Below are 21,052 nucleotides of genomic sequence, written 5' to 3' on the forward strand. Positions count from 1 at the left end.
AACCTGTGTCAAGACGTTACAAGTGCCTGACGGCAGAGTGTCACACTCCCGTCAGGCAGCGCGAGCCTCGATTTCGGCCAGCTTCTGCAGGGTGACGTAGTCGGTCTTGCCGGAGCCCAGGACCGGCACGGCCTGAACCTTGACAATCTTCCTGGGCACTGACAGGGCCGCAGTGCCGCTCTTTTTGGCGTGGTTGCTCAGGCTGGCAACATCGGCATTGGGATGGTCTGTGACCAGGATCAGACGCTCGCCCTTCCTGTCGTCGGCGATAGCGACCACAGCATGGCGGCTGTCTGGCCACACTGCCTCAGCCAGCCGTTCGACGGCCGTCAGGGAGATCATCTCGCCGCCAATCTTGGCAAAGCGCTTGGCGCGACCGACGATACGGACAAAACCTTCTTCGTCGACATTCACAATGTCGCCCGTGTCATGCCAGCCGTCTGCTGGTGCCTCGATCACATCCGGAGAATCCATGTTAAGATACCCCGCCATCACATTGGGGCCTTTGACATAAAGCCTGCCACCCTCCCGGATGCCTTCGACCGGATCGAGGCGGTATTCCATCCCAGGCAAAAGCCGGCCGACCGTGCCGAAACGGTTGTCTTCGGGGTCGTTGACCGCAACGACGGGCGAGCATTCCGTCACGCCATAGCCTTCAACGATCGGCATGTCGAACAGGGCGTGGGTTTCCTGGCGCACCTTCTCCGCACCGCAGACCACAAACTTCAAGGTGGCGAAGTCTTCCTTGTCACCGTTGCGGGCGTATTGATTGACAAACGTGTCGGTCGCGAAGAGTAAGGAAGCGCTGGTCGATTTCAGCAGGCCAGGGATCTGCTTGACGTGCAGCGGCGACGGATACTGGAAGCTGCGCATCCCGGTCAACAGCGGCAAGACCACACCGGCGGTCAGGCCTAGCGAATGGAAAATAGGCATCGGGTTGAAGGCCACCCAGTCAGGGCTCAGCATGATATGCGCCTCAACCTGCCGTGTATTGGCGACCAGGTTAGATTGGGTTAGCACGACTCCGCGTGGCGTCCCGAAACTGCCTGAGGTAAACAGGATGACACCGGGATCTTCTGCCTGAGTCTTTTTGATGAACAGATGCGGCATCTTGGCCGCGAGGAAAGCCCTGGCCTTGTCCAGCGGGCCGATCTCGCCGCGAATGTCGTCGAGATACAGGATGCGGACATACTGGCTCATCGATTCGACCAGATCTTCCAACTTGGCCTGCAGGACGAACCGGCGGGAGGTAACCACGGTCTTGATTTGGGCCACCTGCGCGGCAGCGCGGACATTAGGTTGACCGGCCGTGAAGTTGATCATCACGGGCACCCGCCCCAGGGCGTGAAGCGCCCAGAACGACATGGCACCGCCGACCGAGGTCGGCAGCATCAGCCCGATTCTGTGTTCCGGAATATGGCGTTTCAGCAGGCCGGCGAGGGCAAAGACGCCTGTCAGGAACATCGTATAGCTCAGGGGCTTGCGCTCCTGATCCTCGATGATCACCTTGCCGGCACCATATTTGGATTGCGCCGCTATCAGCGCATCGAACAACGACGAGTTACACTCATCGGCTTTGAATTGGCGCTTCATGCGCTCAGAACTCCCCTCGGGTAACGGTCGCCGGGGGCCACCGCCCGCGATCCATCCCGTGCCCTAGTTTACGCCGCTCCGATCAAACCCCGATCTTAAGCCGCTACCTTTGGACATCATAGACGATCCGCGCAAGCGGTAAAGCCTGATTTACGCGGCGGCACCATTCAGGAGCAGTTCGACGGCTGTGCTGACAGCGGTAAACGCCAGTTTCAGCAGAAATTCAAAAAGATAAGCGTCCATTTTGATCTTCCATCTTAAGTCTGGGGGGGCGGGCTCCCGGGTCCGCTGGTCGCCATGGGGCGGCGCGTGAGTAGGATTTACGGGAGAAAGAGGCTTAGCTGCTGATGTTTAGGTCGGCTTTCGCGGTGACGAAGACGACGACCTCTGTGCGGAAGTCGGGCGCCGTTGGCGTCGCGGGCATCCGGATAGGAGCGCCTTGCAGGAGGATGACAGGCGCGGAGGCGGACGCTTTGTCGGCGACCACGATGACGCGCTCGACGGATTTCACCCTGCCTGACTTACCGACCGTGGCCACCTTGACCTTGACCGGCGGCGCAGGCGGGGTCGGAACGGCGACGGGGGCTGCCGGTGGAGGTATCATGTCGTCGGGGCCGGCCAAGGGGGCGGGCACTTCATGTAAAGCCTCCGGTGCCCGTGGTGGTGTCATGTGACGATGGCGACGCATCCCGTCCTTGGCACGCTGAGCATCGGCACGGGCCTGCTCAACCAGGGCGTCGACATCGATCGCGTGGGCAGCAGCAATGTCGGCGCTGTGTCGCGCCAGGTCCGAACGGACTTCGGCGGCAATGGCCTCAGGATCGATACCGTGGTTGCGGATGCCCTGGCGCTCCATATCGGCCTTGGCACGTTCCATGTCCGCCTTTACCTCGCCAGCAATGGCGTCTGAGTCGATAGGTTTGGCTGCTTCGATATCCGCCTTGGCGACCAAAAGGTCCGCGCGAACCCGCTCCGCAATGGCGTCCGGATCTATGGTCTCAAAGGCGTCGTCAAGCCATTCGCCGTTTTCATGCACTGGAAAGCTGTGATCGCCTTTCTCGTTCAGATCAGCCAGCCTGTGAGGGGCAGGGCTTTCGGCGTGATTGTGATCCTTGGCGTCGCAGGTTTCCCCGTCTGTGGCGACGGCGATATTCGGCGCATTGGCGGCGACCTGCGCAACCGGGGTGATAAAGGCGGCCAGGACCAGGAAGAAGACTGGCAGGGCGAGGGCGGCATGAGGACGGGTATTGCGGCGAGCCTTGGGCGCATTTTCACCCAGTATGCGGGCGATGCGACCGATCAGGCTCTTGCCTTCGCCCTGGCCGTTCAGGGACATGGCCAGGTTATCTTGTGCGAGTCGTTGAGCCCCGCGGCGTTGTTCTTCGAGGCTGAGCAGAGCCGTGGCATAGATCAGCGGATCGGCGCAGTTCTTCAACGCTGCATCGTCGCAGCACAGTTCACGCTGTTCGCGAAGGACCGCACCCAACCACCAGACGGCCGGATGGAAAAAGAAGACTGTTTCGATGACGTTTTGGGCCAGGTTCCAGGCATAGTCGGCACGGCGGATGTGCTCCAGTTCATGGGCCAGGACGGCATCCAGTTGGTCCGGCGTCAGGGCTGTCAGGGCAGAAACCGGTAGATAGACGATTGAACGAAAGGCGCCGATGACGAATGGCCCGGTGATTTGAGGATGCAGGCGCAGGTGGACCTTGCCGGTCAGGCCGAAGCGACGAACAGCCCAGGAAAAGCGATTTACCAACGATTCTGGAATAGGTTGCGCATACTTCTTCAAGCGCTGTATCAGATACAGGCTGGCGAGTGTGCGGCACGACAGGGCGATCACGCCCAGCAGCCAGGCAGCTTCTATCCAAGGTAGCAGGGTTTGTAACGTGATGCCGTCGTCGCCACCAAGGGCCGGCAGCAGGAGGGGATTGGCAATGGAACCGCCCGCATCGGGCGTCAGGCGGATGGCTTCGTAAATGAAAGTGGCAATCGCCGCGCCGGCGATCGCCATCAGTGTCCCCAGCGCCAGGACATAGCGTTGTTGGCTGGCCATACGCGGGATCAGGAGATCAATGAGTTTGTACAGTCCCGCAAGGGCTGCGGCCTGCCAGCAGACATGTAGCAAGGTGAAGCCCCAGGCTTCGAAGAAGACAACCGGCGACATCATTGTTGGCCTCGCTTGCGCTCGATCAGCGCCTTGATAAGTTGTAGTTCTTCATCGCTGGTCGGCTGCATCGACAGGGCGTGCATGGCCAGAAGGGCGGTCGAGCCCGAAAACAGTTTTTCGCTCAGGTCGCGCAGCAACTGGCCCTGCATGTCGGACTCGGCCATGGCGGCGTGATAGATATGCGCCTTACCGGCTTCTGTGCGAGCGACCAGGCCTTTTTCAGTCATGATCTGCATGGTCTTGAGCACGGTGGTATAGCCCATGGGGCGTTCGGCATTGAGAACGTCGTGCACATCGCGCACGGTGGCTTCGCCCTTGGCCCAGAGCACGCGGAGAATCTCCAGCTCGGCTTCGGTGGGTTTCTTGGCAGGTAAGGTATCTGGACAGGTCATGTACGCTACATACGAAGTTCTTCGTACGGTGTCAACGAAGTTTTTCGTAGGTGGTCAAACCTTCGACAGTTCGTCCTTTATAAAGGCCGCAATGTCCTTGCCAAGGGCCTGCGGCCCTTCGTTTGGTGCCACCTCGCATCGGGGCAGGCGGGCGCACAGATTGCTGGCGGCATTCGCTTCGCCGGTAGGTTCCGATTTCGGCGCAATGACCAGGACCGCGGCGGGGCGCCGTTTCAAAGCCACCACAGGCAGGTGCAGACCGTTCAGGTCGGCATAGGCCTTCTTGACCTGTTTTTGCCAATTTTCGCTTTTCACCCTTAGCCGCAGGTCAGGATTGGACATCTGCCAATCCTGGCCGATCTTGCCCCAATAGCTGTTGGGTACGTCCTCGCGGTGCCAAACCGTACCCTTGGCAATGTCGCCGCCGACATAGGGATCGTAGCCGACAAAGCCACCGACGGCATCCGATTTCAGTACCGTCGACAGGGCCAGGGAGTTTACCGCGCTGTAACCTGTGCCGACGACGAACAGGGGCTTTTCGGGCGTTGGCTTGACGATATCATTGATAAAGCCTGTTGCGGAGACTTGCGTATCCTTTGAGCCCGCGACAAACACAGCTTCGTTCTGCAAGAGGTAGCGGCCTGCGCCTCCCTGGCCCGGCGCTTCGAACAGCCAGACACCATACCCGGCGTCGAGCAGTTGTCGCATAACTTCGAAATAGCTTTCGGCCGGATAGTCGGCATCTGCCAGGATCAGCACCTGGGCTTTCGGGTTGATCGGCGGTGAGGCAACACCGTAACGCGCCTCAGGCAGCCCCTTGGAACGGTAGGCGCCCCAAACGAAGCCTTGCGGCGGGAAATACTGCGGCGACAGGCCGGGCGGAATCTGGCTGTCCAGGAAGGCCTGGCCTGGCTGTTTGGTGGCGTCCCTGATCTTTTCGCAGCCAGCCACGGTCGAGGCCGCACAGAGGGCAACCACGGCGAAACGCAGGGTCCTGGACAAGGCAAAAGGTGACATTGACCCAGACTATAGGTGAGATTTTTCGCGGGCGCTACCGCTTGCGATCACGCTTTGCAACAATGCTATGGCGATGAACCAGGGGAATTGACTTGATCTTGCCGGCCCGAAGCGCCAATAAACGGATATACCCTTGTAAGTGAGCCCCATGGTCACCCTGATAAACCGTGTCGACGCCACAAACCGCGAACTGCGCCACCCCGAAAAGCAGAACCGGCCGGACTCCCCGATCCTGAAAAAGCCTGACTGGTTGCGCGTCAAGGCGCCGGGCTCTTCGGGCTATATGGACACGCAAAAGATCGTCCGCGAAGCCAAGCTGCACACAGTGTGCGAAGAGGCAGCGTGTCCGAATATCGGCGAATGCTGGTCGAAGAACCACGCCACCATCATGATCATGGGCGACACCTGTACGCGGGCTTGCGCCTTCTGCAACGTCAAGACCGGACTGCCGGCACCGCTGGATGCCGATGAACCGCGACGCGTCGGCGAAACCGTTGCCCTGATGAAACTGGCCCACGTCGTCATCACCAGCGTCGACCGCGACGACCTGAAGGACGGCGGCGCCGAACACTTTGCCGAGGTCGTTCGCCAGATCCGGGCGCAATCGCCGGCGACGACCATCGAGATCCTGACCCCGGATTTCCTGCGCAAGGACGGTGCGGCCGAGATCGTCATCGACTCCAAGCCAGACGTTTTCAACCACAATCTCGAAACCGTGCCGCGCAACTATCTCAAGATTCGCCCTGGCGCGCGTTACTTCCACAGTTTGCGTCTGCTGGAAAAGGTCAAGGAGCGCGATCCGCAGCAGTTCACGAAGTCCGGTATCATGGTCGGGCTTGGAGAGACCAAGGAAGAGGTCATGCAGGTCATGGATGACATGCGTTCGGCCAATATTGACTTCATCACTATCGGCCAGTACTTGCAGCCGACGCGCAAACACGCCGCTATCGACCGTTTCGTGACGCCGGACGAGTTCAGGGCCTACGAATCGATCGCCCGTGCCAAGGGCTTCCTGATGGTGTCGTCTTCGCCGCTTACGCGCTCGTCACACCATGCTGGTGAGGACTTCGAGAAGCTGAGGGCGGCCCGGGCGGCAAAGAAGTAGGTCAAGATGACCCTTCAAGGCGTTGATCTGTCTTGATTTCTGTGGGCGAGGTGTTTCGCCGCCTTGACAAACTGACCGATGCCAAGAAGTCTGCGGTCGAAACCTTCAATTTAAAGACCTGTCATGACGAAATTTCACATCGAACGCGTTCTGCCTTACGAAGCCGTGAAGCTGTGGGAGATGGTGGGTGATGTCGAACGCTATCCCGATTTCATTCCGTGGATCACGCGTCTGCACGCCTACAATCATCAGCAAGCCGGTGAAGGCGCTGCCCGTTTCGACGCCGATGTCAGCGTCGGCTTCAAGATGCTGCAGGAAAAATTCTCGACCCGGGTTACGCGCAATGGGCCTGACATGACCGTCGACATGAACCTGATCCGTGGCCCCTTCAAGGAGATGGATGGTCGCTGGACGTTTACGGCGGCGGAGGGCGGCACCAGAATTGATTTCGACATGGACATGGCTTTCAAGAACCCGGTCCTTAATGCCCTTTTCAAAGCTAATTTCAACATCGCGGTCAATCGGCTCATCGCGATCTTCGAGCATCGCGCCCGCCAGCTGTATGGCGAAAACGCAGCCTGAATTAGGTTGTCAGCGTGTCGAGCGCCCATTGCAGGGCATGCTCAACGCTTTTCTCCCTGACTTTGTCGCGGCCGATGTCTCCGAACTGAATCAGTTGGACCAGGGTTAGGGGCTGTTTTTCAGCATTCGTATAGCTGAGGCCGAAGCAGACCATACCGACAGGCTTGGCAAGCGTCCCACCGCCTGGGCCGGCAATGCCGGTGACGCTCAGCGCCATATCGGCTTTGGCGGCCGCGCGCGCGCCATTGGCCATGGCGGCAGCGACCTCGATGCTGACGGCGCCATGGGCTTCGAGCAGGTCGTCGGAGACACCGACCAGCGCCGTCTTGGCGGCATTGGAATAGGTGATGAAGCCGGTTTCGAACACGTCCGAAGATCCCGGTACCGAGGTAATGGCGCCGGCGATCAGACCGCCCGTACAGCTTTCGGCCGTGGTGACCCGTTGGCCGCGCGCCTGCAACAGGTGAACCAGTTCGTGGGCGAGTTTCTTGTTCTCCATGGCGCTCTCCTTGCTGCCTGTACCGATGGCAGGCAACAAAAAAAGGCGGCCTGAAGGCCGCCTTTTCGACTGTGTTAAACGCCCGGATGGAGAGGGGCGTCGAGACTGGCGTTGGCGAAATCCCAGTTGACCAGGCTGGTCAGGAAGGTTTCGATGAACTTGGGACGCAGGTTCTGGTAGTCGAGGTAGTAGGCATGCTCCCAGACGTCCAGCGTCAGCAGCGGCTTGTCGCCCTTGGTGAAAGGCGTTTCGGCATTGCCGGTCTTGGTGACCTTCAGCTTGCCGTCCTCGCCCAGGACCAGCCATGCCCAGCCCGAGCCGAACTGAGTGGCGCCCGCGGTCTTGAACTGCTCGACAAAGGCATCGAACGAACCGAAGTCGGCAATGATCTTGTCGGCGATGGCGCCGGTCGCAGCCCCACCGCCGTCAGGCTTCATCGACGACCAGAAGAAGGTGTGGTTCCACACCTGGGCCGAGTTGTTGAACACGCCCGGGTTCTTGCCTTCGGATGCCTTGACGATCTCGACCAGCGACAGATTTTCGAACTCGGTGCCGGCGATCAGCTTGTTCAGGTTGTCGACATAGGCCTTATGGTGCTTCGCGTGGTGGAAGCTGAAGGTATTGGCCGACATGTGCGGTTCCAGCGCGTCGCTGGCATAGGGCAGGGGTGGCAGTTCGAAAGCCATGGTAAACCTCTTTGCATTGGGGGGAGGAGACGCAAGTAACTCCGTTCATATATTGGCCGCGGATAGCCATTTCAAGGCCAAGTTCATTGAGAATGCTTCGCAGCAAACCCCAGATTTGCAAGGGAATTCTAAAGTTCGATGGCGCAGACGGCCTGGGCGGCCAGGCCTTCCTGACGGCCGGTAAAGCCCATGCCCTCGGTCGTGGTCGCCTTGACGCTGACCCGGTCGATCGTGACGCCCAGGATTTCGGCCAGGCGGACGCGCATGGCTTCGCGGTGGGGCTTGATCTTGGGCTGTTCGCAAATCAGCGTGACGTCGACATTTATCACCGTACCCCCATTTTGCCGAACGAGATCAACGGCGTATTGCAAAAACCTGTCACTGGAAGCGCCTTTCCATTGCGGATCGCTCGGCGGGAAATGGTCGCCGATATCGCCCAACCCCGCAGCGCCCAACACAGCATCCGTGAGCGCATGCAGACCGGCATCGGCGTCGCTGTGTCCCACGAGAGTCTGGTTGTGGACGATCTCTATGCCGCACAGCCACACGCTTTCGCCGTCACCCCACCGGTGCGCGTCAAAGCCCTGACCAACACGAATCTGTTTCACGGGTTTGTCCATCAGCGCCTCCAGCAAGCCAAAGTCGTTAGGGTAGGTCAGTTTGTGCAGGCGGACATCGCCTTCGACCAGCGCTACCTCGATCCCTGCGGCGGCGGCCACAGTCGCTTCGTCGGTCGCCGGACCGCCCGGCCAGGCCTTATAGGCGCGAACGATATCGCCATACCTGAAGGCTTGGGGCGTTTGGGCCCGCCACAGCCGGTCGCGCGATGGCGCACCCGTGACGACGTCAGAACCCTGTTTCAGGGAATCTGTCACCGGCAAGGCCAGAATTGCCGAACGTTGTGTCTTAAGAGTTTGCAATAAACTATCGATATGGCTCGATTTTAATAGGGGGCGCGCCGCGTCATGGATGAGTACCAGGTCTTCGTCTTCGGCCTCAAGTGCCCGTAAGCCATTGACCACCGACCCCGAGCGGTCTGAGCCGCCGGCCACGACGGTTACCGCTTCACCATATCGTTGCGTGGCCTGAATCACATCGTCAACCGGAACGACCACAACGATCTGAAGCGCGCCGCTGAAGGCCGTCACGGACCAGTCCAGCATCGGCCGACCGCCCAGGCGCATCCACTGTTTCTTTCCGCCCGAACGCGACCCGGACCCGCCGGCGACGATGATGGCGCTATAGCTCATGGATTGGCCTCGAAGTGGCAGGCCCTAAGGGGCAGGCTCTGGCGGAAATAGAATTTGTGCGCCACGGTCTGGTTGGTGCCGCTACCCAATCGCAACCGCGCGCGGTCTTCTTTCTTTGCCAAAGACTTACGCCAATCTGGCAACTTTTTACCATAATTTTTTGATCGGACTGATTCTTTGGTCTCCAGGTCGTCGACATGGAGCACCTTGCCTGATACCCGCCATTCGCGGACACGAAAGCCAGCGCAGGCTACGATTGCACCACTGTCCTCGCTGACAGCCAGTTTGACTTTAGACATGAGCAGACTCCCAAGCCTTGCTTCTAATACCAAGCCTCATAAAGAATGACGCTTGATATTCGCATTTTTTCAGCTCAAACGCCGGACTAGGCGCCCCCCATGGCTCCTCGCAAAAGCTCGGGCGCCCCAGAAACGTACACTGGCGCGCTTGCCAACCCGCGATGAGGCAAGGTCATCAAGGGTTGGTATAAGGCGCCGAGGGTCATTCCCACAAGCGGGATTTTCAGCTAAAGCCGCACCATGACCAAGGGCCTGACGATCGGTGATGTGACAATAAATGGCCGGGTGCTCATTGCGCCCATGACGGGCGTGTCTGACCTGCCCTTCCGCCGGATCGCGGCCCGGCTAGGTGCGCCTTACGCCGCAACCGAAATGGTGGCGTGCGCTGACATGACGCGCCCGGACATTGTTCGCAAGGCGCAACTGGGTGAGCATGAGGGTCTAAAGATCGTGCAACTGGTCGGGCGCGACCCCGGGCACATTGCCAAGGGCGCCCATCTGGCCGAAGAGTCCGGCGCCGATATTGTCGATCTCAACTTCGGTTGTCCCGCCAAAGAGGTTATTGGCGTCCTGTGCGGTTCGGCCCTGATGCGCGACCTCGACCAGGCTGAACGAATTATGACGGCGGCGCTGAACGCCACGTCGCGGCCGGTGACGGTCAAGATGCGTCTCGGTTGGGACGACGCCTCGCACAACGCCGCAGAACTGGCTCAGCGTGCCGAACGACTGGGCATCAAGGCCCTGACCGTTCACGGCCGTACGCGTCAACAGTTCTACAAGGGCGAGGCCAACTGGCGCGCTGTCGCCCATGTCAAAAGCGCGGTCCGTATTCCGGTCATCGTGAACGGCGATATTGTCGACCTTACCTCGGCCCAGGCCGCTTTGGTGCAGTCCGGCGCTGACGGGCTGATGATCGGGCGCGGTATCTATGGCCGGCCGTGGTTCGCCCATGACCTCGACCAGTCGCTGAACGATAATGCCCTGCCGGAACGCGACCTTATGGCGCGTGCGGACATACTCATTGAACACATGCAAGATAGCCTGGCCTTCTATGGCGACGCTCTCGGCCTGCGCATGTTCAAGAAGCATCTGGGTGCCTATGTCGAAGGCGCCACCTATGACGACGATCCCTGTGTCCGCCGTCAGGACAAGGCGCGGCTATGCCGGATGGACGATCCTCTCCAGATTGAAATCGGCGTCCGGGCGCTGTTCCAAGCCTGAGATCGTAACGACTGTGATTAAATCTTGGCAATTTTGACGCTTTGGCGCAACATTCCTGTTGATATTTAGACACAGTAGTGCGCAAATGCCACGATCCAAAATAGGTGGTTGTGCGTCTTGAAGGATACACTGTTGCAACGGCGTGGGCTGCATTTTCTGAAGCGCAGCTTGAAGGATATCCGCGCGGCGGGTCTGAAGCGGCTGCTGCTTGGGGCGGGGTACGGCGCGTCCATTCTGACCACCGCCTTTATTGTCTGGCTCATCATAGCAGGCCCGGGAACCGGGCCTGTGGGCCAAGCCAGCGACTATCTGCTTATTCTGGCTTGCCTCAACCTGATCCTCCTCCTCGGACTGACGGCAGTTGTCGTGAGGCGCGTGGTCACGATTGCGCGCAGTCGTGGAGCAGACGCCGGGGCGCGCCTGCATTTGCGCTTCGTTTTCCTGTTCTCGCTGGCGGCTGTGACGCCAGCCATTATCGTCGCACTTATGTTCGGTTTCCTGAACCGTGGGGTCGATCAATGGTTTCAGCAACGCATCGATAGTTCCGTGGAAAATGGGGCTGAAATCGCCAAAAGTTATCTGGCGGCAGAGCGCAGTTCAGTCCAAAGGGCGATGGAGGATCTTCAAGCCGCTGTGCAAACCGAAGGAGCTCAGACCCTATATCTTGACCGGCTTGCCTTCTCGGCCGCTCTGAAAGATCGCGTTGACACGAGTGGCGTTCTGACAGCGGTGTATATCATCGATCGAAGTGGCCAGATCCTCGCTCGGGCGGAGCGACCGGAAGCCCCTGTATATGTGGCACCTTCTGAAGACGTTATGTCCTATGTCGCGTCCGAAGGTCCGATCCTTGCCGAGTATCCCGGACCGGATGCCCAGCGCGTCGTCTATCCGCTAACCGGGTATCAGGGCGCTATGCTTTATGGTGTGCGCTTGCTGCCCGAAGGGATCCTTGCCCGCCTGCGGGCCGCAGAAACGGCTATCGTTGACTATCGCAATGTTCGCGAGGAACGCGCCAAGGGGCAGGGACTGTTCATTATGGCCTATGTCGAGGCCGTGCTGTTGGTGCTGGTCGGAGCCATCTGGGGCGGAACCTCGGCGGCCGAAAGCATCGCCATCCCCGTGGCCCGACTTGTGCAGGCTGCCGGCAGGGTCGCCGGTGGAGATTTGAGCGCACGTGTCATGACAGCACGCCAATCAGAAGATATTGCCGTGCTGTCGCGCGCCTTCAATCGCATGACCTCGGACCTGCAGAGTCAACAGCAGGCCCTGAAGCAGGCCGGTGACGAGGCCGAAACCCGGCGCCGCTTTATCGAAACCGTCTTGTCCGAAATCAGCGCCGGTATTATCGGCCTGGATGCCAATGAGCAGATTTCGGCGATCAACCGCCATGCTGCGAACTTCCTGGGCGTTGCGTCGGAGGATACCTCAGGTGTGAGAATTCGTGAACTAGCACCTGAAATTTCAGAACTTTTGGATAAGGCGTCCGTCCACCGCGTCGAAGAGCAGGAGGTCGACCTGGTCCGTCGCGGCGAGACCCGACGTGTCCGCGTACGCGTATCAGGTCTCGAGACTGGCGGCGCCGTTCTGACCTTCGACGACATCACCAGGCTGATCGCTGCCCAGCGCAATGCCGCGTGGAAGGATGTCGCGCGCCGCATCGCTCATGAGATCAAGAATCCCCTGACCCCGATCCAGTTGTCGGCCGAGCGCCTGCGCCGCAAGTACCGGAGCCAAATCGAGACAGATATCGAAACCTTTGACCGCTTGACAGACACGATCGTCCGCCAGGTCGGTGATATCGGCCGCATGGTCGATGAGTTTGCCTCTTTCGCCCGTATGCCGGCGCCGAACTTCGCCGAGGAAGAAGCTGCCGAACTGGTGCGCGCCTGCGTCTTCGCTCAACGTGTGGCAAGGGCCGATATCGTCATCGACATCGTCGAACCCCTGCCCGAGTTGAGAGTCGTCTGCGACGGTCGCATGCTGGGCCAGGCCCTGGGCAATGTGCTGAAAAACGGTGGCGAAGCGATTTCGTCGCGGCTGATGCGCGATAACGGTACCGATGAGGTCGCGCCGGCAGACGGTATTGTCGGCCATCTTCGGGTCGAGATGACGGCCGAAGACGGCTTCCTAGTCATTACTGTCGAGGACGACGGCATCGGTCTGCCGGAAAAGGACCGCGACCGTCTGACCGAGCCCTATGTCACAACGCGTGAAAAGGGCACTGGTCTTGGACTGGCTATTGTCAAGCGTATTCTGGAGGACCACGGCGGCGAGTTCTGGCTCACCGACGCGGTTCATCTCAACGGCGCGCGGGCCGTTCTGCGTCTGCCGCGCCAGCAGTCGGGTCAACTCCCGGGTGCCACCGATAGCCCGGCCTCGGCCGGAACCAAGCTTATGAGGGTGTGATGAAAGTATCGTCTGGGGTAGATATTCTGGTTGTCGACGACGAGGCCGACATCCGCGAACTGATCGCGGGGATACTGGAAGACGAGGGCTATGCTGTCCGCACAGCCGCCGATTCCAATGCGGCCCTGCGCGCTATCCGGGCGCGCAAGCCCAGCCTTTGCGTGCTCGACATATGGATGCAGGGCGGCGGTCTGGACGGCATCGAACTGCTGGGCGTAATCCGCGAGCTGGATCCCGACATTCCCGCTGTCATGATTTCCGGTCACGGCACGATCGAAACGGCCGTGGCTGCGATCAAGAAGGGTGCATTCGATTTTATCGAAAAGCCATTCAAAACAGAACGATTGATTATGGTTATTCAGCGTGCACTTGAACTTACCAGCCTGCGCAGGGAAAACAAACGCCTGCGGTCCCAGGCGGTCGTGCCGGACGGCCTGATCGGCAATTCGGCAGCAGCACAACTGCTGCGCTCGACTATCGCCAAGGTAGCGCCGGCCAATTCGCGCATTATGATTTCCGGTCCCGCCGGATCCGGCAAGGAACTGGTGGCGCGTATGATCCACGACGCATCGCCACGCGCGCGCTGCGAATTCATGCCTATCTCGGCCGCCGGCATGACGCCGGAGCGGCTCGACGTCGAGCTGTTTGGCGAGGAAGGCGAGGGCGGCAAGCCGCGGAAGATCGGCGTATTCGAACGCGCTCACGGCGGCACCCTGTTCCTCGATGAAGTGGCGGACATGCCTATCGAATCGCAGAGCCGTATTCTGCGCGTACTCGTCGAACAGCGTTTCCAGCGCGTCGGCGGTAACCAGGACGTCCAGGTCGATGTTCGTGTGATCTCTTCGACCTCCAAGGACCTCGCTCTAGAGATCGCGGCGGCGCGCTTCCGCGAAGACCTGTTCCACCGCCTCAACGTCGTACCGGTACGCGTCCCCGGCCTGTCGGAGCGCCGCAGCGACATCGCCGAACTGGTCACCTACTTCATCGACCGCATCTCGGCCGCCCAGGGGCTGGCCAAGCGCAACCTGTCCGAAGACGCCATGGCGACGCTGCAGGTCCACGAATGGCCAGGCAATGTCCGCCAGTTGCGAAACAACATCGAGCGCCTGCTGATCCTGGCCTCGGGGTCGCCCAACGAGCCGATTACGGCCCAGATGCTGCCGTCGGAAGTGGTGGAGTCGGCAGTTGCCGGCGCCATCCGTCCCGAGCGGATCATCGCACTCCCGCTTCGCGACGCCCGGGAAGTATTTGAACGTGAATATCTGTCGTCCCAGATTGTCCGCTTCGGCGGCAATATCTCGCGTACCGCCACCTTTATCGGCATGGAGCGCTCGGCCCTGCACCGCAAGCTGAAATCACTCGGCCTGGCGCATATCCGTGGCGAGGAAGAGGACGCATAATTCTGCTTGTTTAGCCGCCCATTTTAACCGAAAAGTGCTCTACACTTTTCGGAAAGCGCTTGGTTTGGCGCGCTTTTTAGCCGAAAAGTGCTCTACACTTTTCGGAAAGCGCTTGTATGTCCCGCACTGCCTATGTCAACGGCGCCTATGTCCGCCAGTCCGACGCTGTCGTCTCGATCGAGGACCGCGGCTATCAGTTTGCGGACGCCGTCTACGAGGTCTGGTCAGTATTTGACGGCCGCCTGGCGGATCTTGAAGGCCATCTGAACCGTCTGGAGCGGTCCCTGGCCGAACTGAAAATCGCCATGCCCATGCCGCGCAGTGCACTGCTGGTCGTTCTGACTGAGGTGGTACGCCGTAACCGTATTCGCGAGGGCATGGTCTATCTTCAGATTTCTCGCGGGGTTGCCCCCCGCGACCACGTATTTCCGGACAATGTCCGCCCGGCCATGGTGGTCACCGCCAAGCCGGTCGACCGGATAGCGGCGGCCAAAAAGGCCTTGGCTGGTATCACGGCCAAGTCCATGCCCGACATCCGCTGGGGCCGCTGCGACATCAAGACCGTCGGCCTGCTGCCCAACGTCCTGGCCAAACAAGCCGCGAGGGAAGAGGGAGCCGGTGAGGTCATTTTCGTCGACAGCGACGGCTACGTTACCGAAGGCGGGTCGACCAATGTCTATATGATCGGCACCAACGGAGTCATCCTCACGCGCGACTTGAAGGCGAACATCCTGGCCGGGGTCACGCGACTCACCTTGTTGAAGCTGATAGCCGGCACTGGCCTGGAAATACGTGAGGTTGCCTTCACACTGGAGGCCGCCAAGGCCGCTTCGGAGGTGTTCATTACCGCAGCGACATCACTGGTCATGCCGATCATCGCTATCGATGGTCACTTGATTGGTGACGGAAAACCAGGGCCTGTGGCAAGCGCCCTAAGGGATTCCTATATCATCCACGCCCGCAATACAGCCCTGGTGTGACGGGCCGAAAAATAAATTTACCGCAGTGCGGTTGAAATAGGGGTAGTTATTTGCCTATTATCACACGTTGTCTGTGTGGGGGGTATTGTGCTTCCCAAAATTTTATCGAAATGAGAAGGGCCAATCAATGTCCCACGACAAGAAGCAAAACCTGCAGGATACGTTTCTCAACAGTGTCCGAAAAACCAAAACACCCTTGACCATTTTTCTGATCAACGGCGTCAAGCTGCAAGGCATCGTCAGCTGGTTTGACAATTTTTGCGTGTTGCTGCGCCGCGACGGCCAGTCGCAATTGGTCTACAAACACGCGATCTCGACCATCATGCCGGCCGCGCCTGTCCAGCTCTACGAGCAAGAAGACGACGCTGATGATTGATATCCCTATGAGGGGATTCTTCATTGACCGATAAATATATCGATCACGCGCCCGATATCGTCCGGGCGGTCGTCATCGACGCAGATATCGCACACGCTGCCGATCAGCGCGCGGCACTGCGTCTTCATGACGAGTCGCGGCTGGAGGAGGCTATCGGCCTCGCCCTGGCGCTCGATCTTGAGATCGTCGGGTCTGTGTCGGTGCGCGTGCGCAAGCTCAATCCCGCGACCCTGTTCGGGGCAGGCAAGGTCGACGAGATCAAGGCCATGTGCGAGGACGCAAGGGCATCCCTGTGCGTGGTCAACGGCGCCCTGACGCCGATCCAGCAGCGTAACCTCGAAAAGGCGCTGGAGCTGAAGGTCATTGACCGAACCGGCATGATCCTGGAGATCTTCGGCCGCCGCGCCCGGACGCGCGAAGGCAAGTTGCAGGTCGAACTGGCGCGGCTGGAATATGAAAAGTCGCGTCTGGTCCGCACTTGGACCCACCTGGAACGCCAGCGCGCCACTGGCACGACCGGCGGGCCGGGCGAAACCCAGATCGAGCTCGACCGCCGCATGATCGCCGACAAGATCAAGCAGCTGAAGACCGAACTGGACGAGGTTCGCCGCACGCGCAACCTGCACCGCGTCCAGCGCAAGAAGGTTCCGTACCCGATCGTTGCTCTGGTCGGCTATACCAATGCCGGCAAGTCGACGCTGTTCAATCACCTGACCCATGCTGCTGTCGTCGCGAAAGACCTGCTGTTTGCCACTCTTGACACTACCCTGCGCACCCTGAAACTACCCAATGGCCGTTCGGCGATGCTCAGTGACACGGTGGGCTTCATTTCGGATCTGCCGCACGAACTGGTCGCCGCCTTCCGCGCCACCTTGGAAGAGGTCGAGCAGGCCGATCTGATCCTGCATGTCCGCGACGTTTCCAATCTGGAAACTGAGGCCCAGCGCCAGGATGTCGAGCATGTGCTGCAACAGATACTGCCCGATCTCGATCGTAGCCGCATGTTCGAAGTGTGGAATAAGATCGATCTGTTAGACGCTGATTCCAAAGAAGGTTTGTTCAGTCGCGCCGTCACCTCCCGCGATGCCCAGAAACCCATGCCGGTGTCGGCGATTACGGGTGAGGGAATCGAAGCTCTGCTCAGCCGCATAGCTGCCCTGGTTGATGCCGAGGGTGAGGAGATCGACCTGATTCTCGATCCGCACCAGGGCGAGGCTCTGGCCTTCCTTTATCAGCATGGTCGCGTCGTAGCCCGACATGAGGGCGAGGACGGCCGCGTTCACCTGAAGGTCAAGCTGTCGGACATGGCTTATGGCCGCTTTGCCCGCATGGCGGCGGTATAGATCGTCGCTCCCGCAAAGAACCTTCGATCCGTCAGAACAGGCTCAAAGTCTCCTCCGCCCCCTGTCGCGGCTCTTGCTTGCGGCGTTTTGCCGTTGTCTTTGGGGCGCAGGCCCGCACCAGACGCGACACAAACGCGGTCTTGTTGCGCTGCATTTCGGCGGCAACGTCTTTAGGCATGTCGGTCCGACGCTCGTGCTTTAGGGAATAGAGCGCCAACTCCACCAGCAGGGGCGCCAGGTCAGCGCCCTTTTCGGTCAGGCTGTAGATAAATTTGCGGGCATCGGCCGGATCCGGTTTTTTGATGATCACGCCGTTCTGTTCCAGCCGCGCCAGGCGATCGGCGAGGATGTTGGTGGCGATCTTTTCCTCAGACCGCAGAAAGGCCTGATAGCCTGTATGCCCGCGCAGCATCAGGTCGCGGATGATCAACATCGACCAGGAATCTCCGACCTTTTCCAGGGTCAGGTTGATTGGGCACAAAGACCGGTGCGCCTTGTCGGGGAGGGGCTTTTTGACCAGGCCCGGCTTGGCCGGCGGCGCCTCCCCCCGCACCAGCCGTGACCTCGGTCCCGCAGTCTGCGACGCTGATGGGGGAGGTGAGGCTTTGGTCGTACGTTTCATGCGAAGCACCGGTCGTTTTGAATGGCGTAGCGCAAGTCTTAACGCATCCGTCTTGCGATTCGCAATCGGAACGAAATTTCCACTTTCATATCAAAAGTGAAGCTAATAATGACTTGCTGAAAGACATCGAAGCGTAAGGTGACTTGCAAATCAAAATAGATCTCTCCGGGACGTATACGGGCGGGCGTGTCGCTTCATTTCCGTCGTGCCGGTATCGCCGCGTGTCAGGCTGTTGACGCGCGTCAGGGCCTCCAACTGCGCAACATTTACGGAAACACCGGGGTCATTCATCGCCTGGTCGCTGCCGGGGCGCCATTTCAGGCAACCATTGCGGCGGACGTCGTCTTTGACATGCAGGATTATGATGCACGAACCGCCGTAGCTATTCGGGCCCGCCGGTACCGCCTCCGACCAGAACGAAGAGGCGTGCAAGTCGCGAATGTAGGCGCGCATCTCTTGTCCTGAGACGCGATAGGTATAATTGCCGGGAATCTTGGTTCCGGTGCCGCCCTGATAGACAACCGTGCCGTCGCCGAAAGCATCGACTCGAAAGGCCGGACAGGCCCCAGCCGTCGTCATGGTTTCGCACGGAAACTGGACATAGCTTATATGGCTATCGCGATAGACTGAATCTTCGCGCCAGACCTGCCAGGCGGATGCCGCGAGTCCAAACAACAATCCGGCGCCAACAGCGACGGCGCCAATGATAGCGTATCGCTTTAGTGCAGTGGCCTTGGCCTTCAGCATCAGTAGACTCCAGCCCGTTTGGGATGAAGTTTACGACGAGGTCAGGTTCTCAACAATTACACAGCGCTTATGGAGTTACGGCATAAACTCATACCAAGCCTCATAAAGAATGACGCTTGGTATTCGCATTTTTTCAGCTCAAGCGCCGGACCAGGCGCCCCCCATGGCTCCTCGCATAAGCTCGGGCGCCCGAAGTACGTTCTCTGGCGCGCTTGCCAGTCCGCGATGGGGCAAGGTCATCGCGGGCTGGTATCAAAGCTGGATTTCGCGCTCGCTGTGCTTGGCGGCGTTCCATAGAGCATCCATCTCCTCCAGATTGGACTGGTCCGGTGTTCTGCCCTGAGCGCGCAGAGCCGCCTCAATCGACTCAAACCGGCGAACGAACTTGGCATTCGTCATGCGCAGCGCGTCTTCAGGCTCGACATCCAGTTTGCGCGCCAGATTTGCCAAGACGAACAAAAGGTCGCCCAGTTCTTCGCGCGCTTTGGCGACGTCGCCGGCCTGGATCTCGGCCTTCAACTCGGCGGTCTCTTCGTCCAGCTTGTCGACCACCTCGTGAACGCTGGGCCAGTCGAACCCGACCCGGGCGGCGCGTCTGGTCAGCTTGGCGGCGCGGGTGAGGGCAGGCAAGCCCACCGGAACATCGTCCAGGATGCCGGTCTGGTTCTTGGCCTTGCGTTCTTCCGCCTTGGTCACTTCCCAGGCGACATTCTGCTCGTCGGCTGTACGGTCGCCGACATCGCCAAAGACATGCGGGTGGCGCCGGATCAGTTTCTCCGACATGGCGGCGGCGACAGCGTGAAAATCGAACAGGCCGAGTTCTTCGGCGAGACGGGCATGAAACACCACCTGAAACAACAGGTCGCCCAGTTCTTCCTTCAGGTCACGCATATCGTCGCGCTGAATAGCGTCGGCGACCTCGTAGGATTCCTCGACCGTGTAAGGCGCGATCGTCGCAAACGTCTGTTCGCGATCCCACGGACAGCCGCTAACCGGATCGCGCAGCCGGCGCATAACCTCCAGCAAACCCTCGATCGCCGGCCGTTCCATCACACCAGACCCTTTTGCTTAAGGCCCGCTACGATATCGGCGTGTTTTTCCGGCGTCAGATCATAATTTTTCATAACCGCGGCGCCCAAAAGGAGGAACAGGACCGGGAAGCCGATGAAAAAAGCTTCGACCCAGATCAGTGACTCGGCCGGGCTGGTCGCTGGGGCCTTTACATTGAACCCGAGCGCACCGACCGCCGTTATGGTCGTCGCCGAAAAGGCGTATCCCAGCTTGGTCGTTGCCGACAGGATCGCCATAAGGGTACCCTTATGGTCATGACCGCTTTCCAGCATGACCTCGTCACCGATGTCGGCCATCAGTGCCCGAGTCAGAAGCAGAGAGGCAGCATAGGGAATCCCGTTGAGGAAGGTCATTGTGGCGCAGACCAAAAAATTGTCCTTAGGCGCGAAATACATGGCGCCGTACAGGACGGCGAAGATCACGCTGGAGACGATCAAGGTTGCATGCTTGTTGAACTTCTTCGACGCGATCACCCAAATCGGCGCGCCGACAATCCCGCCGACGAAGTAGAGCAGCATGGCGATGCTGGCCTCCACCCGCGTCAAGCCTTTGACCTGCTCGAAGAAATAGAAGAGCAGGGCGCCCATGATCCCGGGCGCCAATCCCATGAAAAGATCGGCCCACAGGATGCAGCGCACATTCTTGCGCTTCCACATATCGAAATAGTGCCCCAGATGCAGGTCATGCGTCGCGGCATTCGACACCTTTTCCGGCACGATCATGAAGGCAATGCCGATACTGAGCGGCAAAGTGATCATGATGAAGATGCCGACGGCCTGGACTCCTACATTATAGCTGTAGCCGAGATGTTGCGCTGCGACCGGAATGACGGCGGCGCAGATGATGCCGATAATATTGCCGACCTGCCACCAGGCGAAAATGCGAGATCGCTCATTATAATCGGTCGACAACACCGTCCCCCAGCTCGATTGACTGAGCGCTGCCATGGAGAAGCCAATATATAGCACCAGCAGCCATAGTCCGAGATAGAGCTCAGTTACGCCCTTGCCGGCGAGAAAGATGAAACCGGCGCTGACAAACAGGACCGGCAGGCACATCAGCATCCACAGTTTGAACCGGCCGAGTTTCGTCCGTGTACGATCCATCCAATAACCCAGCGGGGGATCGATCAGGATGTCGCAACAGCGCACGATCAGGAAAATCAGCCCGACGGAAGCGCCCAATTGAAGCTGCGTACCGTAATATTCCGGCAAGATGGCGACCAGAGGCAAGCCCAAGGCGGCAAAGGGGACGCAAGGGCCGATAAACGCCAATAACCGTCTAAAAGGCACG

20 protein-coding genes are annotated in these 21,052 nt (G+C 59.6%); 8 read left to right on the forward strand and 12 right to left on the reverse strand.

What is annotated here, in order from left to right; genetic code table 11:
• Positions 1-51: 51 nt before the first annotated feature.
• The 4 genes from ABAC402_RS30525 to ABAC402_RS30540 form a co-directional block, all read right to left on the reverse strand.
• On the reverse strand, positions 52-1,593 hold the full coding sequence (locus ABAC402_RS30525) for an AMP-binding protein (protein ID WP_023449565.1): 1,542 nt from the start codon (positions 1,591-1,593) through the stop codon (positions 52-54).
• Positions 1,594-1,930: 337 nt separating this feature from the next.
• On the reverse strand, positions 1,931-3,763 hold the full coding sequence (locus ABAC402_RS30530) for a M56 family metallopeptidase (protein WP_023449567.1): 1,833 nt from the start codon (positions 3,761-3,763) through the stop codon (positions 1,931-1,933).
• On the reverse strand, positions 3,760-4,155 hold the full coding sequence (locus tag ABAC402_RS30535) for a BlaI/MecI/CopY family transcriptional regulator (protein ID WP_023449568.1): 396 nt from the start codon (positions 4,153-4,155) through the stop codon (positions 3,760-3,762). The genes ABAC402_RS30530 and ABAC402_RS30535 overlap by 4 nt, the downstream gene beginning before the upstream one ends.
• Before the next feature lie 54 nt (positions 4,156-4,209).
• A complete protein-coding gene (locus ABAC402_RS30540) occupies positions 4,210-5,172 on the reverse strand; it encodes a hypothetical protein (protein WP_023449569.1) in 963 nt (320 codons plus the stop codon).
• A gap of 148 nt (positions 5,173-5,320) precedes the next feature.
• Here ABAC402_RS30540 and lipA point away from each other — a divergent pair, with 148 nt between their 5' ends.
• Positions 5,321-6,277 carry a lipoyl synthase gene (gene lipA, locus ABAC402_RS30545; RefSeq protein ID WP_023449570.1) on the forward strand — a complete coding sequence of 319 codons (957 nt, stop codon included), beginning with the start codon at positions 5,321-5,323 and terminating at the stop codon, positions 6,275-6,277.
• A 123-nt stretch (positions 6,278-6,400) separates the two neighbouring features.
• Positions 6,401-6,859, forward strand: coding sequence for a type II toxin-antitoxin system RatA family toxin (locus ABAC402_RS30550; protein ID WP_023449571.1), 459 nt, complete (start codon positions 6,401-6,403; stop codon positions 6,857-6,859).
• 1 nt (position 6,860) lies between these two features.
• On the opposite strand, the gene ABAC402_RS30555 is transcribed toward ABAC402_RS30550, so the two are convergent.
• The 4 genes from ABAC402_RS30555 to ABAC402_RS30570 form a co-directional block, all read right to left on the reverse strand.
• Complete coding sequence (locus ABAC402_RS30555) at positions 6,861-7,358, reverse strand: CinA family protein (protein WP_031235580.1); 498 nt, start codon at positions 7,356-7,358, stop codon at positions 6,861-6,863.
• 74 nt (positions 7,359-7,432) lie between these two features.
• Positions 7,433-8,044 (reverse strand): superoxide dismutase, encoded by a 612-nt coding sequence (locus ABAC402_RS30560; RefSeq protein ID WP_023449573.1) that lies wholly within the window; start codon positions 8,042-8,044, stop codon positions 7,433-7,435.
• A 128-nt stretch (positions 8,045-8,172) separates the two neighbouring features.
• Entirely contained in the window at positions 8,173-9,294 is a 1,122-nt protein-coding gene (locus ABAC402_RS30565; RefSeq protein WP_023449574.1) for a bifunctional 2-C-methyl-D-erythritol 4-phosphate cytidylyltransferase/2-C-methyl-D-erythritol 2,4-cyclodiphosphate synthase, read from the reverse strand.
• Positions 9,291-9,593 carry a GNAT family N-acetyltransferase gene (locus ABAC402_RS30570; RefSeq protein WP_023449575.1) on the reverse strand — a complete coding sequence of 101 codons (303 nt, stop codon included), beginning with the start codon at positions 9,591-9,593 and terminating at the stop codon, positions 9,291-9,293. The genes ABAC402_RS30565 and ABAC402_RS30570 overlap by 4 nt, the downstream gene beginning before the upstream one ends.
• 240 nt (positions 9,594-9,833) lie before the next feature.
• Between ABAC402_RS30570 and dusB the strand changes: the two genes are divergently transcribed.
• From dusB to hflX, 6 genes are all read left to right on the forward strand, one after another.
• A complete protein-coding gene (dusB, locus tag ABAC402_RS30575) occupies positions 9,834-10,814 on the forward strand; it encodes a tRNA dihydrouridine synthase DusB (protein ID WP_023449576.1) in 981 nt (326 codons plus the stop codon).
• Between the two features lie 132 nt (positions 10,815-10,946).
• Positions 10,947-13,220: a PAS domain-containing sensor histidine kinase gene (locus ABAC402_RS30580; protein WP_235079950.1), complete on the forward strand. Its 2,274-nt coding sequence runs from the start codon at positions 10,947-10,949 to the stop codon at positions 13,218-13,220.
• On the forward strand, positions 13,220-14,620 hold the full coding sequence (locus ABAC402_RS30585; protein WP_023449578.1) for a sigma-54 dependent transcriptional regulator: 1,401 nt from the start codon (positions 13,220-13,222) through the stop codon (positions 14,618-14,620). The genes ABAC402_RS30580 and ABAC402_RS30585 overlap by 1 nt, the downstream gene beginning before the upstream one ends.
• Before the next feature lie 116 nt (positions 14,621-14,736).
• Positions 14,737-15,600: a D-amino-acid transaminase gene (locus ABAC402_RS30590; protein ID WP_023449579.1), complete on the forward strand. Its 864-nt coding sequence runs from the start codon at positions 14,737-14,739 to the stop codon at positions 15,598-15,600.
• Between the two features lie 127 nt (positions 15,601-15,727).
• Positions 15,728-15,976, forward strand: a complete 249-nt coding sequence (gene hfq, locus ABAC402_RS30595; RefSeq protein ID WP_006274368.1) for an RNA chaperone Hfq — start codon at positions 15,728-15,730, stop codon at positions 15,974-15,976.
• 23 nt (positions 15,977-15,999) lie between these two features.
• Positions 16,000-17,319, forward strand: coding sequence for a GTPase HflX (gene hflX / locus ABAC402_RS30600; protein WP_023449580.1), 1,320 nt, complete (start codon positions 16,000-16,002; stop codon positions 17,317-17,319).
• Between the two features lie 31 nt (positions 17,320-17,350).
• Here hflX and ABAC402_RS30605 read toward each other — a convergent pair whose 3' ends face one another.
• The 4 genes from ABAC402_RS30605 to ABAC402_RS30620 all read right to left on the reverse strand — a co-directional run bounded on the left by ABAC402_RS30605 (position 17,351) and on the right by ABAC402_RS30620 (position 21,051).
• Positions 17,351-17,941: a helix-turn-helix domain-containing protein gene (locus ABAC402_RS30605; RefSeq protein ID WP_031235583.1), complete on the reverse strand. Its 591-nt coding sequence runs from the start codon at positions 17,939-17,941 to the stop codon at positions 17,351-17,353.
• A gap of 150 nt (positions 17,942-18,091) precedes the next feature.
• Positions 18,092-18,688 carry a DUF6438 domain-containing protein gene (locus ABAC402_RS30610; RefSeq protein ID WP_023449582.1) on the reverse strand — a complete coding sequence of 199 codons (597 nt, stop codon included), beginning with the start codon at positions 18,686-18,688 and terminating at the stop codon, positions 18,092-18,094.
• A 252-nt stretch (positions 18,689-18,940) separates the two neighbouring features.
• The gene (mazG, locus tag ABAC402_RS30615; protein ID WP_023449583.1) at positions 18,941-19,738 is read right to left on the reverse strand and encodes a nucleoside triphosphate pyrophosphohydrolase; all 798 of its coding nucleotides are present in this window, start codon (positions 19,736-19,738) and stop codon (positions 18,941-18,943) included.
• Positions 19,738-21,051 carry an MFS transporter gene (locus ABAC402_RS30620; protein ID WP_235079951.1) on the reverse strand — a complete coding sequence of 438 codons (1,314 nt, stop codon included), beginning with the start codon at positions 21,049-21,051 and terminating at the stop codon, positions 19,738-19,740. Before ABAC402_RS30620 ends, mazG begins: the two co-directional genes overlap by 1 nt.
• Position 21,052 lies beyond the last annotated feature (1 nt).

Source organism: Asticcacaulis sp. AC402, assembly GCF_000495835.1.
Classification (GTDB): domain Bacteria; phylum Pseudomonadota; class Alphaproteobacteria; order Caulobacterales; family Caulobacteraceae; genus Asticcacaulis.